We start from the raw sequence: 12,973 nt of genomic DNA, 5'->3' as shown, positions 1-12,973 counted from the left end.
GTTTTTGGGAGGCCGGGGGCCGGCTCAGGCCCGGCCGCGCCCGCGCACCATGAGCGCGAGGAAGTAGCTGCCGCACACCAGGTTGACGAGGATGCCCACCGAGGTGCGGTAGTTGAAGACATGCTCCACCGCCAGCTGCGCCGCGAGGAAGATGGACACGGCCACGGCGCAGCCCAGCGGCAGCGTGATGCGGTGGCGCGCCGTGCCCGCCAGCGCGTAGCTGATGTGGGCCACGAAGATGCCCATGAAGGCCGTGGGCCCCAGCAGGCTGGTGGACACCGCCACCAGCGCGGCAATCAGCGCCAGCTGCAGGCGCAGCTGGCGCTGGTAGTGCACGCCCAGCGAGATGGCCTGCTCGCGGCCCAGGGCCAGCACATCCAGCACGGGCAGGCTGCGCCGCACGATCACGCAGGCCACGGCCACGATCAGCGCCGACCACAGCAGCTGCGCAGGCCGCGCGCGGTTGAACGAGGTGTAGCTGTAGCCCTGCAGCACAGAGAATTCGCCCGGGCTGATGCGCAGCTGCACGAACTGCGTGAAGGTGCCTATCACCATGCCCAGCACCAGGCCCAGCAGCAGCAGGAAGTACACGTTGTCGCGGCCCCCGCCCAGCAGCCAGCGGTGCAGGGCCCAGGAGTAGCCCAGCATGCAGGCCACCGACAGCCAGAAGTTGCCGCCGGGGCCCAGCACCACCAGGCTTTGCACGCCCATGGCCAGCACCAGCAGCGCCTGCAGCAGCAGGTAGACCGCCTCGTAGCCCATGATGGCGGGGGTGAGGATGCGGTTGCCCGCAAGTGTCTGGAAGACGATGGACGACAGCGCAATGCAGATGCCGCCGATGACGATGGCCGACAGCCGCGTCAGCCGCCGTGGAATGACATAGCCGAAGTCCAGCCCCGAGCCCAGCAGCACGAAGCAGGCCGCCAGCGCGACGGCAACCACGGCAACCACGGCAGCCGCAATCCATGCGGTTGTCTGAGGCAAGGCCTTGCGCATCACGGCCTCCTGCGCAGGATGAGCACGAGGAACAGCACGCCGCCCACGCTACCCGCCGTCAGGCCGATCGGCACCTCGAAGGGGTGCATGATCAGCCGGCCCACGATGTCGCAGGCCAGCAGCAGCGAGGCGCCGCTGAGCGCGACGATGGGCAGGGTGCGGCCCAGGTTCTCGCCGCAGCGCATGGCCACCAGGTTGGGAATGACCAGGCCCACGAAGGGAATGGCGCCCACGGTGATGACCGTGGCCGAGACGGTGACGGCCACCAGCACCAGGCCCAGCGTGGCCAGGGCCGGATAGCTCAGGCCCAGGCTGGTGGCCATGCCCTCGCCCATGCCCAGCACGGTGAAGCGGTGCGCAAACGCATAGGTGAGCGCCACGATGGGCACGATGAGGTAGATGATTTCGTAGTGCCCCTGCACGATGCGCGAGAAGTCGCCCAGCAGCCAGCCCTGCATGCTTTGCAGCAGGTTGTGGCGAAAGGCATGGAACTCGGCGATGGCGCTGAGCACGCTGCCGTACATCAGGCCCACCACGGGCACCAGCACCAGGTTGCGCAGGCGCATGCGGCGGATGATGGCCACGTACAGCAGGCTGGCGCCCAGGCAGAACACCAGCGCGAACACCATGCGCCAGGCCACGCCCCACGCGCCCGAGGTGAAGGCCGAGGCGGGCGCCACCGTCAGCGACACCAGAATGCCCAGCTTGGCCGCATCCAGCCCGCCGCAGGTGGCAGGCTCCACAAAGCGGTTCTGCACGATCTGCTGCAGCACCACGCCGCACACCGACAGACCGACGCCCGTGAGTACCAGCGCTGCCAGGCGCGGCAGCCGGCTGGCCGTGAGGGTGAGCCAGGCATCGCCCGACAGCGACAGCAGCTGCCCCCAGTCCACCTGCCGCGCGCCGATGAGCACGGACGCGCAGCACAGCGCGGCAAACGGCAGCAGCCACGGCGCCAGGCGCGGGGCCTGCGTCCCTGTCTTTGGCTTCGCAGGCTCGCTCAACGGAGGTCCTCGCCCGTGCCTGTGGCCGTTCCCGTGCGCGTTCCCGCAATGCGCCAGCCCTTGGTGGCGCGCCGTCGCGCCAGAAAGCGCGCATACAGGCCCTGCGCCTGCGCCAGCTGCTGCGGCGTACCCTGCTCGCTGACGCGGCCCTGGTCCAGCACGATGATCTGGTCGGCCATGGCGACGGTGGACAGCTGGTGGGCAATCACGATCAGCGTGCGCCGGCCGCGCAGCCGCGCCAGCGCCTGGGCGATGGCGGCCTGGTTTTCGGCATCCAGCGCGGCCGTGGCCTCATCGACCAGGAGGATGGGCGCGTCCTTGATGAGCGCGCGGGCAATGGCGATGCGCTGGCGCTCGCCGCCCGACAGGCGCGCCCCGCCCTCGCCCACGGGCGTGTCCAGACCTTGCGGCAGACGCTCGATGATCTCGGCCACGCCGGCCTGGCGCGCGGCCTCCATCACCTCGGCATCACTGGCCTGCGGGCGGCCCATGCGGATGTTGTCGGCAATGGAGCCCTGGAAAAGGTAGCTGTCCTGGAAGATCTGGCTGATCTGCCCGGCCAGCCGCTCGCCCGCGATCTGACGCACGTCGATGCCGCCCACCAGAACGCTGCCCTGCTGTACATCGAAAAAGCGCGCGATCAGCCGCAGCACGGACGATTTGCCCGAGCCGGAGGCGCCCACCAGCGCCGTCATCGACCCAGGCTCCACGCGCAGGCTCAGGCCGCGCAGCACCTCGGGCTGGCCCGGCGCGTAGCGGAACACCACATCGCGCAGCTCCACGGAGGCATCGCGCGGCGCCTGGGGCACGGCAGGCTCGGGCAGCGGCTGGACCGCGAGGATGTCGCTCACGGCATCGAGCTGCACGCGTGCGGCGCGCAGCGAGTCGGCGTAGCCGGCCACCTCCAGCAGCGGATCGACATGGCGGCAGGCCAGCAGCAGGGCCACGATCACGGGGATGGCGGCTTCCATTCCCATGCCCATGCCCTGTGCTGCAACGCCGCCCAGGCGCTCGTCCAGCCACAGCGCGCCGGCCACCAGCAAGGCCGCAAACACGGCCTGCACGGCCCAGCCATTGAGCACGCCCGACAGCGCCACCAGGCGGATGGACTGCGCGCCCGATGCGCGCTGCCGGCCCAGGGCCTGCTCCAGCCAGCGCGTGCCGCCGCCTTCGCCATTGAAGGCGCGCAGCACCGACTGCGCCTGGGCAAACTCCACCATGCGCTGGCTGGCGCCAGCCATGCTGCGCTGCAGGCGCTCGTCGGCACGGCGGCCCAGGTGCGCGGTGACCAGCAGCACGCCTGCCAGCAGCGGCAGCGCCAGCAGTGCAATCAGGCCCATGCGCCAGTCCATGGCACACAGTGCGGCTACTACGGCAACGGGCGCCACGGCGCCGCTGAACATGGGCGTGAACACATGGGCCGGCAGCTGGGCCACTTCCATCATTCCCTGCGAAACGACGTGGTTGAGCCGGGCCGTGTTCTCGGGGGTGAACCATCCCACGGGCAGGCGGGCCACATGGTCACCCAGGCGGTGGCGTGCCACGCGCAGCACGGCGGCGCCCAGGCCCAGGCCGGCTTTTTCCACCTGGCGCTGCCAGGCCCAGCACAACACCACGCCCGCCAGCAGCACGGCCAGCCAGGCCGCGGCGCCGCGCGTATCGCCTGCCAGCAGGCGCGACAGCACGGGCACAAGAGCGGTGACGACCAGGCCGCTGAGCAGGCCGTGCAGCACGGCCATCCAGGCATAGCGGCGGAAAAGCCGGGCATCGTCGCCCAGCAGTTGCATCAGGGTCTTCAGCATGGCGGCAGCTCCGGGGCCAGGGCGGGGGTGGAAGGCTGGGCTTGCGTGGGCGGTGGGGCATACCCGCCCAGCGCCCACAGCCGCGCGTAGCGTCCGCCCAGCGCCAGCAGCTCGGCATGGCGGCCGCGCTCGCGGATGGCTCCGCCCTCCACCACCAGGATCTGGTCCGCATGCATGACGGTGTCCAGCCGGTGGGCGATGACCAGCAGGGTGCGTCCGGCGGCCAGGCGCGACAGGGCCTGCTGGATGGCGGCCTCGCTCTCGGCATCGGCGGCGGCCGTGGGTTCGTCCAGCACCAGCACGGGCGCATCCAGCAGCACGGCGCGCGCAATGCTCAGGCGCTGCTGTTCGCCGCCGGACAACTGGGCGTCTTCGCCGATCACGGAGTCATAGCCGCGCGGCAGCGCCAGGATGCGCTCATGGATGTGGGCGGCGCGCGCCGCCTCTTCCACCTCCTGCGCGCTGGCCGAGGGCCGGCCCAGCGCGATGTTCTCGCGCACGCTGGCGTGCACCAGGCGCACGTCCTGCAGCACAAAGGCCAGGTGGCGGTACAGCTGCCGGGTCTCGATCTGCCGCAGGTCCACCCCGCCCAGCGTGATGCGCCCTTCGTTCGGGTCGAAGAAACGCAGCAACAGCCGGGCGAGCGTGGACTTGCCCGCGCCCGAGGCACCGACCACGGCGGTCACCGTGCCGGGCCTGAGCGTGAAATCCATGCCCTTGAGAACGTCATGCCCCGCCTCGTAGGCATGGCCAACGCCTTCGAAGCGGACTTCGCAGCCTTGGGGCAGCCTGCATTGATCGGCGGCCGGTTGCTCCAGCACGGGCGTGCGCAGCAGCGCCTGCACGCGCTGGGCGGCGCCCGTGGCGTGGTTGAGCGCATGCAGGTTGAAGCTGAGCAGCTGCAGCGGCGCGCTGATGCCCGGCGCCACCAGGGCAAAGGGCAGCACGTCCACGGGCGCCATCCAGCCCAGGGCCGTGAACAGCGTGCCAAAGGCCAGCACCACGCCCAGCACGGCCACGGGCGCGATCAGAGCATTGGCATTGGCGCGCGCCGACACCAGCGGGCGCGCAAAGCCGAGGAAGGCGTCGGTAAAGCCATCGACGGACTCGCGGTAGCTGCCATGGGCGCGCCCGCTGGCACCAAAGGCCTTGACCACGGGAATGCCGTGCACAAACTCCACCACCGCGTTGTTGATGCGCGCCAGCCCCGCGCCAAAGGCCGGCATGTGGGCGCCGCTGGCCTGCATGGCGTGGCGCATCACCAGAAAGAAGATGCCGAACGGCAGGGCCGAGACCAGGGCCATGCGCCAGTCCATGGCCACCAGGTAGACCGCAGAAGCGGCCACCGTGCCCGCGCCGCGCCCCACGGTGGTGTAGAAGTGCGCGGTCAGCTCGTGCAGGGTGGCCACGTCGTCCTGCATGGCCTGCTTGACCTGGCCCGAGGCCCGCTCGGAAAACCAGCCCAGCGGCACGCGCGCCAGCCGCTGCATGGCCGACAGGCGCAGCCCGTGGGTGAGGCGGTTGTCGGCCAGATGGGCAACCAGCTCGCCCGCCGACACCAGGGCCATGCCCGCGAACAGGCAGACAAGGCACAGCGCGATGACGCGCCAGGCATCTGCCGCCACCATGCCGCCATCGGCCAGCGCCAGCCGCGCGATGTGGGCAATGCCCGCCAGCGGCGCCAGCGCCAGCACGGCGCCCGCAAACGACAGCAGCGCGGCAAGAACAAGCTGCGCGCGGATGGGCTGCAGCGTCTGCGCAATGGGGCCGGGGCCGGCCTGGGGATCATCGGCATCGGTGGAGTGCATGGGATTTCCTGGAAGGCATGGCGGAACAGAAAACAAGGGCTCTTGCCTGTCTTCCGAACGAGAACGCCAAACCCTCAATCCGCAGGGGCAGGAAGTTAAATCAGCCGGTAACGGGCTCCAAGAAACAGGGAAGGCGCCGTGATGAAAGGCGCCTCAGCCCGCCGCCTGCACCGTGACCCAGTAGCGCGTGCGCGCGACCACCTGCACGGGCAGGCCCAGCGCCAGGTTGTGTAGGGCGCGGTCGGTATCGCGCAACGAGAACACGCCCGTGACGCGCAGGTCGGCCACCTGCGGGTCGCAGCGCAGCAGGCCCGTGCGGTAGCGCGCCAACTCGGCCACCAGCTCGCCCAGCGGCATGTTGTCGGCCACCAGCACGCCGCGCGCCCAGGCGGCGGCGCTTTCCTGCGCGGCCACTGGGGGCTGGGCCAGATCGCCGGAGAAGACGGCGCCCTGCCCTGCCTCCACGCGCACCACTTGGCCCGGCGCCCGGGCGGGACGCACTTCCACCGCGCCCTCGAACACGGCCACGCGGGACTGCTCATCTTCCTGGCGCAGCGTGAAGCGCGTGCCCAGGGCCTGCACCGTGCCGTGGCGCGAGCGCACGCGCAGCGGGCGCGGCGCACATTGCGGATCAGGCGCAGTGGTCACGAGGATCTCGCCAGCGCGCAACAGGATCAGGCGCTCGGCCCCGTCAAAGCGCAGGTCGATGGCCGAGGCCGAGGCCAGCACCACCTGCGTGCCATCCGGCAGCGTGATCTCTCGGACTTCACCGCGCGCCGTGCCATGGCTGGCAGCGGCGATTTGCCAGGCATCGGTGCCGCGCACCACATGGGCAATGCCACCGGCCATGGCCATGAAGCCCAGCAACTGCATGGCGCGGCGGCGGCCACGGCGTGGCGCCGGCGACGCAGCGGAGGTGTCCGCCAGCGTATGCCGCGCAATGCCGCCGGGCACGCTGCGCAGCTTGTCGTCAAAGGCCTGCAGGCGGCTCCAGGCCAGCTCGTGCCGCGGATGCTCGGCACGCCAGCGGGCGCAGGCGGCGCGGTCTTCGTCGCTGGCGTCATCGGCCCACAGACGGGCCATCCATTCGGCAGCGCGCTGGACAATGGCCGGCTCCAGCAGCTCGCTGGAGGCGTCGGGCGATGCCGGTGATGAGGACATGCGGTCGGGCCGTTCAGCACACCGGGCCGTGCAGCGCCTGGTAGCAGGCCAGCAGGCCGGCGGCGATGTATTTCTCCACCGAAGACACGGACACGCCCAGCTCGGCTGCGATGTCGCGGTAGGCCATGCCGTCGAGCTTGCACAGCAGCAAGGCCTTGCGCGCCTTGGGCGGCAGGCCGTTCAACGCGGCGTCGATCTCCACCAGCGCCTCCAGCGCCAGGGCACGTGTTTCTTCGGAGGGCGCCATCTGCTCGGGCAGCAGGGCCAGCGCTTCAAGATAGGCCGCCTCCACGCGGCGGCGCCGGTACAGGTCGATCACCAGGCCGTTGGCAATCTGGGTGAGATGGCGGCGGTGCTCGTCGGCCGGCGGAACACGGCCGGTGCGCAGCAGTTGCAGGTAAACGTCGTGCGCCAGATCAGCCGCATCAAAGGCATTGCCCAGCTTGCGGCGCAGCAGGCCGCGCAACCAGCCGTGGTGATCGGTGTAGAGAATTTCGACTTGTTGCTGAAGCGCAAACTCGGCGGCGGCCACGATACCCCTCCCTGTATCCCAGGGCACAGGCAGGCCAGGGACGAATGACAAATGAGAACCATTTGCATTTTATAGGGAGACAGCCCCGCCGCCGCCAACGCCACCATCAACGCCACCTCCACCGCGTGCAGGCGCGGCTAGCGCAGCAGCAGGCCCGGCAGTATGGCGTTCAGATCCACCGCATCGGCCATGGCGCGGTTGCCTTCGTCGCCAGGATGCAGACGGTCGCCCGAGTCGAAGCGCGCCGCCATGCGGGAAGGATGGGCGCCATCGCGCAGCACGGCATCGAAGTCGATGACGGCATCGAAGGCACCACCCAGGCGTATCCAGGCGTTCACCTGCCGGCGCAGATCGTCCTTTTCGGCCTGGTAGTAGTCGTCCAGCGGCGTGTCTGGCAAGGCGCCCTCGAAAGGCGGCAAGGTGGCGCCGATCACGCGCAGGCCGTGGCTGCGCGCCCTGGCAACCAGCTGGCGATAGCCCTCTGCCATGTCCTGCAGCGTGGGACGCGGCGCCTGCCGCGCAAAGGCCGTGCCGGGCCAGGAAATATCGTTGATGCCCAGCAGCACGATGAGGCTGCGCACACCGGGCTGGGCCAACACATCACGCTCCAGCCGCGCCAGCGCATGCTCGCCCATGCCATCCGACAGCAGGCGCGCGCCCGAAATGCCGGCATTGACCACTGCCGCGCCGTGCGGCGCAAGGCGCGCGGCCAGGAAATCCGGCCAGCGGCTGTCCCGGTCCAGGCTGGCTGTGGCGCCGTCGGTGATGGAGTCGCCCATCACCGCTACCACGGGCGCCGCAGGCTCCGCGAGGTCGGCCTCGACCTGAATACCCGCCAACAGCGGGCGGGCCGTGCTGCTGATTGCGCCAGGGTCCGAAGTCCGCAGCGCCGCAGCAGCGGACTGGTCGCCCGCCACGAGCCAGCTGGTCTGACGCCCATCCCAGTGAAAACTCTGCACAGGCGTGGCGCTGGGCAGGTACAGGCTCACGGCCACCTGCGACAGCGAGGCCAGAGGCAAGGCCACAGGGTCGCTGACCAGGGATGCGCCTGCGGCAATGGTGGCTTGCGCGCTGCCGCCAAAGGTCACGGCCTGCAGGCTGCCAGCGTCAATGGCGCCCGCCGGCAACGGCTTTGCCACGGTCGCCCTGCCCACGGTCACAGGCTGGCCGCCATAGGCGTTGGACAGCACGATGCGCAGGCGCGGCCCGCCCAGGCTGATGCGCGCCACCTGGCGCACGGTCTGGTCCTGCAGAACGGCGGGCAGGTTGGTGGGAAAGAGGAAGTCCGCCCCCCAGACCGGCTGCGGGCTGGCCTGCCAGGTGGCAGCCCAGTTGGAGACTTCAGCCGAACCCGCCGGCACCGTCGAATCCGCCATGGCAGGCGTGGAAATCACAAGCGCCAGAAGGGCCGCGCCCGAGGCCGTGGAAAGCGATGGAAAAAGTTGCCGCATGCAAGGAACCCCAAGTCTGTCGATGGCGGGATCATGGATTCAAGGGCTGCGCGGGACTAGACGGTCTGCTGGAACACCATCTGTGAATTTAATTCACGATGAGGCCTGTGCTGTGCTTTGGCAGCGAGGATGGAGTGCGTATTCAAGCGTTTTTTTGTAGGAGCGATGCAAGGCTGAGGCGGTCTTTTGACGGCAAAAATCACATCCTATAGATTCACCCGCGTCAATTACCTGATGTCCAGATATTGCATTTCAGGCTTGAAATCGCCATGCTCACAATATTTCTTCGCCATTTCCGAAGTGTATTCAGTCGAATTCAAATTAGTAGCCGTTATCGCCTTCGTCACATAATAAATTTCTTCACTAGAGCTTATTTTTCCCACCAGATATAGATTTTCACCAAATCCATTCGAAATGTCCTGAAAAGCGCACCACCCTGATTTTATTTTCTCAACGCCCTTTTGAAGCAGCGCCACTCCATTTTTTGATGCTTTCATATTCATCTTTTTCTGAAAATCAATAGATTGAATTTTTTCCAGCTGAAAGAACATATAAAAATGATTAGTTTCCACATCAGCATATATTCTGATATTAAAGGCAGTTTTTGGTAAAAAAACGGGAACCCAAGAGATATATCTTTGCCCATCTTCATCCAATAGATCATAGGAAGAGAAGAAGCTCTCCTTTTCATTCTCGACTGAAGAAATAAGAAAAATAAATCCCAAAAGTGCAACCACAACGAATGATCCGAAAGATACTTTTATTATCTTCTTCATGGACATATATACTCAATACTCATAAAACAAGCGCTTATTTCGCAAGATCCAAAAATGAAAATCAAAAAATTCCTGTGGAGCCTTTATCCCTTACAGCCTAACTAATCTACGTCCGCCGCCAAAAGTACCGCGACTATTGGATAATTTGACATGCATAACAGTAGCGGCTCGGTCAAAAAAAGCCATTTATTGTTTGCAATAACAGCTAGTCCAACATCAGCAAAGAAAAAAATCTGTGCACACCCACTCCAGAATGGATGCAATATTAAAAGACTCGCTTAACTGTGTGAGTGCATTAGTTTAAAAAAGGCTATGGTACTTGGCATAAGTCTTTACTTCAAGAAAAGTCAAATCGCGGTAATATTTTCATCTACCCAAACAACCATATTCACCCACCGAATTATTTCTCACCATTTCTTCTCCAGAAGAAATTATTTCACTATTTTTATAAAGAAATAAGTAAAAACACCATCGTCCATTGATTCTTTGTACGCCACATCATCCTTTAAGTCACTTGAATATTTTCTCAGCTCTTCAAGAACAACTAATTTTGGCGTATATGGCGGAAATACACAAACAAAGTCGTAATCTTTATTTATATGATAATCAAAACCATCTTTTCTGAAGAAAAAATATCCATTTAGCAAAATTAAAATAATAATTACCAATTTAATCTTCATGGAGCTTGCCAGTCTTTTCTTGCATTAAGCGCATCAGAGTTTTTCTATGATCCATACACCGCCATCATCAATACTATCTTGGAAATTATTTTTCACGATCTTTGTCAGGTGTTATTTTTCTCTCTCGCTCTGCTGCTTATTATTACTTCTACAAAAAATCAACACAAGAATAATTATCGGACTAATGAGCAAATAAATCGTCACCAGCATTTTTATATTTCTTGGAACCTCACAATAAACAGAGGAAAATATGCTTATTATCCAAATTGATGCATATATTGCTTTCCTTGTTGAATGCAAATATATAGATCCAACAATGCAAACCAAAAATACGAAAAATATTGCCCAAAAATAATACAACACCACATCGGTTGCAAAAGCGAAAGCCGGCATGGGTAATGCAAGAAAGAAAATCAGTCCAATCGCATCCGCAAGTAATTTTGAACGCATCGATTTCATTGCCTTTGAAATCTTTCCAAGCTTGTTCTGTAATTTTTCCTAGATCACTATTATCGCCCGGTTGTACTATTTCCTGGCTTACGTGATGTGCTTTATGAAGCAATCCTTATTCACCACTCCATAGCTGAAACCTCTGCGAGACGTCCCCTGTGGGTTGTATTCCTGCAGCACATTGCCACAGGGGTCCTACTGTGCGACCCAGGCCACTAACCCTCGCTGGTCGGTCAGGGCCATGGGCGTGCCCAGATGGTCGCAGTGGTAGTGATGGATGGCTACGGAGCCCTGTTACGCTCGCTCCTGCTTTTGCAGTTACTTGCGCATCTCCTGCAGCATTTTCATGGTGTGCTCGTCGTGCATACCCAACATGACCAAGCGATCTGCGCGCGTTTTGGCCCATCTTGTTATAACCCATGGGGCTGAACAATCTACGCATATCGAGACTCACTGTGACTGGTGATCTTTATTTTCAACAATCTCTTTACTTATTAGAAAATCACCGTATGGCCATACGGTTATGGTGGTCGTTCTAATAAAATTGTTATTTCCGTCAGATCTTGAGTGTTTTGATAACTTGAAATAATGAGTTTCTTCTCCCAATGTATTTGAAACACTTATTGATGCAGGGAAAGCAGTTAGTTTAATGTTCGATTCTTTTATCCTAATTACGACATTTTTACGAATTAGGCAGCGATGGCTTTGCCATCCCAATATATCTTTGACACTCAAATCATAGTCTGGATTTCCAAGCTTATTAAAAATATAAGACAAATTAAATCCCTCTATATCCGATAAATCAATTTTCATCGGTGCTATCAAGAAAATTAGCAAAGATATTATTTGAAAAACAAGCGCTGCCGCTATTATGTAAACTGCTGCTTTCATAATCTTTTTCAATCTTTTCATCTTCTATATATTTGATTTTCTTTAGGCTATACACCATTCCATGCCCAACCAGTTGAATGTGATCCGTCTTCTGAGCCTGCGCCAATGGTTGTACGACTCCCCGTCACGAATGGCACATGCCCAGTAGCGTCCCCATATAGGCATGCTACTGCAACAATATTACCAGGCTTTGTAGAAGTAACAAATTCAAATACGGGAATTGCTTTTTGTGGATTTTCCCAATCTCCAGCAGTTGCTGGTCCTCTTGGGATAATTCCGAATCTGTAGCGCGAGGGAGATTCGACATCTGCATTTTCTAGCCCCTCATGAACAAAGAGATTACATTTATTTATTTTCGACCCAAAGCAATAATTGGATGTGTATGAATATCTTTTTTGATTTTTTATTTTTCTCCGCTGCTTTCAAAATTCTCTCTACACACGTTTTTACGGGAGCCAAGCCCAAAGGATCCATGGAAATGATGGGATTTATCGCATATATACTTTGTTACCCCCTCCGGCCAACCCGATCGGTTCCTGATTCACATAACTCCTCACCACCATATCGTAATACCGATGCCGGTTGTAATACAGCCCCGTTTCCCTGTCATGGTGCTGCCCCGGCAGCCGGATCGTCTGGTGGATGCCCTGCGGGTTGTGTTCCTGCAGCACATTGCCCCAGGAGTCCAGCTTTGCGGCCCAGGCCACTTGGCCTGTCTGGTCTGTCAGGGCCATGGGCGTGCCCAGGTGGTCGCAGTGGCGGATGGCGATGCGGGCGTGCTGTTCTTTTTCCTATTTCTGCAGTTTTGTAGTCTTGCTGCAGATCATTAATCGCATGAGCGAGGATGCACTTAATAGAATTAGTAAGCGCAAGATTTTGAAAAATTCCTTAACCTTGCGCTTGATCCATGAGTATTGAATGCAAAGCCACTATTCCATGTTTCCACGAAAGTTGATGTATTAAAAAGAAGTAATTATTTATATAATCTTTATTGATGGTAAATATAATTTATTATAAAAAATAATATTATTACTTCTCTATTATTTCAAAATATACGTTGAAATTTTGTTTACCAAAATAAACATAATCTCATTTTCAATATTCAACTTTTACCAATCGATCAGAAGAGAAGATAAATCTAACATCACCATACCATATCAGATCATTTTCTTTTTTTATTTGAGGATTAGTTTCTTTTTTATTTATGGATGTATTCTCTAACTTATATGCAATCTGCTCCATATTCATCCCCGTCCATTCACGCTCAATGAGCGAAGTGATATTGTCAATATCTGCACGCGCTGATCCACACCCTTGGTCCGAGTAAGATAATGTTATTGATTTATCGACAACCGAGTATGACAAGTAAACAATAACCAAGGTTAGAGCAATTATTAAGATAGATGATTTGTTTATTTTCAT

At 60.1% G+C, this 12,973-nt stretch carries 12 protein-coding genes and 1 pseudogene; all 13 read right to left on the bottom strand.

What is annotated here, in order from left to right:
- Positions 1–24: 24 nt before the first annotated feature.
- Positions 25–996, bottom strand: coding sequence for an iron chelate uptake ABC transporter family permease subunit (locus BO996_RS11965; protein ID WP_071954836.1), 972 nt, complete (start codon positions 994–996; stop codon positions 25–27).
- Positions 996–2,000 (bottom strand): ABC transporter permease, encoded by a 1,005-nt coding sequence (locus BO996_RS11960; RefSeq protein ID WP_071954835.1) that lies wholly within the window; start codon positions 1,998–2,000, stop codon positions 996–998. The genes BO996_RS11965 and BO996_RS11960 overlap by 1 nt, the downstream gene beginning before the upstream one ends.
- Positions 1,997–3,802: an ABC transporter ATP-binding protein gene (locus BO996_RS11955; protein WP_071954834.1), complete on the bottom strand. Its 1,806-nt coding sequence runs from the start codon at positions 3,800–3,802 to the stop codon at positions 1,997–1,999. Before BO996_RS11955 ends, BO996_RS11960 begins: the two co-directional genes overlap by 4 nt.
- Positions 3,796–5,610, bottom strand: a complete 1,815-nt coding sequence (locus BO996_RS11950) for an ABC transporter ATP-binding protein (protein ID WP_071954833.1) — start codon at positions 5,608–5,610, stop codon at positions 3,796–3,798. The genes BO996_RS11955 and BO996_RS11950 overlap by 7 nt, the downstream gene beginning before the upstream one ends.
- 153 nt (positions 5,611–5,763) lie before the next feature.
- Positions 5,764–6,771: a FecR domain-containing protein gene (locus tag BO996_RS11945; RefSeq protein ID WP_071954832.1), complete on the bottom strand. Its 1,008-nt coding sequence runs from the start codon at positions 6,769–6,771 to the stop codon at positions 5,764–5,766.
- 13 nt (positions 6,772–6,784) lie between these two features.
- Positions 6,785–7,303: a sigma-70 family RNA polymerase sigma factor gene (locus BO996_RS11940; RefSeq protein WP_013803359.1), complete on the bottom strand. Its 519-nt coding sequence runs from the start codon at positions 7,301–7,303 to the stop codon at positions 6,785–6,787.
- Positions 7,304–7,440: 137 nt separating this feature from the next.
- Positions 7,441–8,754 carry an SGNH/GDSL hydrolase family protein gene (locus tag BO996_RS11935; protein WP_071954831.1) on the bottom strand — a complete coding sequence of 438 codons (1,314 nt, stop codon included), beginning with the start codon at positions 8,752–8,754 and terminating at the stop codon, positions 7,441–7,443.
- 227 nt (positions 8,755–8,981) lie between these two features.
- Positions 8,982–9,536 (bottom strand): hypothetical protein, encoded by a 555-nt coding sequence (locus BO996_RS28990; RefSeq protein WP_156897940.1) that lies wholly within the window; start codon positions 9,534–9,536, stop codon positions 8,982–8,984.
- 425 nt (positions 9,537–9,961) lie between these two features.
- Positions 9,962–10,210: a hypothetical protein gene (locus BO996_RS28985; protein WP_156897939.1), complete on the bottom strand. Its 249-nt coding sequence runs from the start codon at positions 10,208–10,210 to the stop codon at positions 9,962–9,964.
- A 645-nt stretch (positions 10,211–10,855) separates the two neighbouring features.
- The gene (locus BO996_RS30045; RefSeq protein ID WP_082848273.1) at positions 10,856–10,903 is read right to left on the bottom strand and encodes a hypothetical protein; all 48 of its coding nucleotides are present in this window, start codon (positions 10,901–10,903) and stop codon (positions 10,856–10,858) included.
- 207 nt (positions 10,904–11,110) lie between these two features.
- Positions 11,111–11,572, bottom strand: coding sequence for a hypothetical protein (locus BO996_RS28975; protein ID WP_156897938.1), 462 nt, complete (start codon positions 11,570–11,572; stop codon positions 11,111–11,113).
- A 435-nt stretch (positions 11,573–12,007) separates the two neighbouring features.
- Positions 12,008–12,342, bottom strand: a pseudogene (locus BO996_RS11925) (RHS repeat-associated core domain-containing protein); the annotation flags it as partial.
- Positions 12,343–12,646: 304 nt separating this feature from the next.
- Positions 12,647–12,973, bottom strand: coding sequence for an Imm58 family immunity protein (locus BO996_RS28970; RefSeq protein WP_198041281.1), 327 nt, complete (start codon positions 12,971–12,973; stop codon positions 12,647–12,649).

Source organism: Delftia sp. HK171, assembly GCF_001886655.1.
Classification (GTDB): domain Bacteria; phylum Pseudomonadota; class Gammaproteobacteria; order Burkholderiales; family Burkholderiaceae_C; genus Comamonas; species Comamonas acidovorans.
This window is presented reverse-complemented; position numbering and strand designations above follow the sequence as displayed.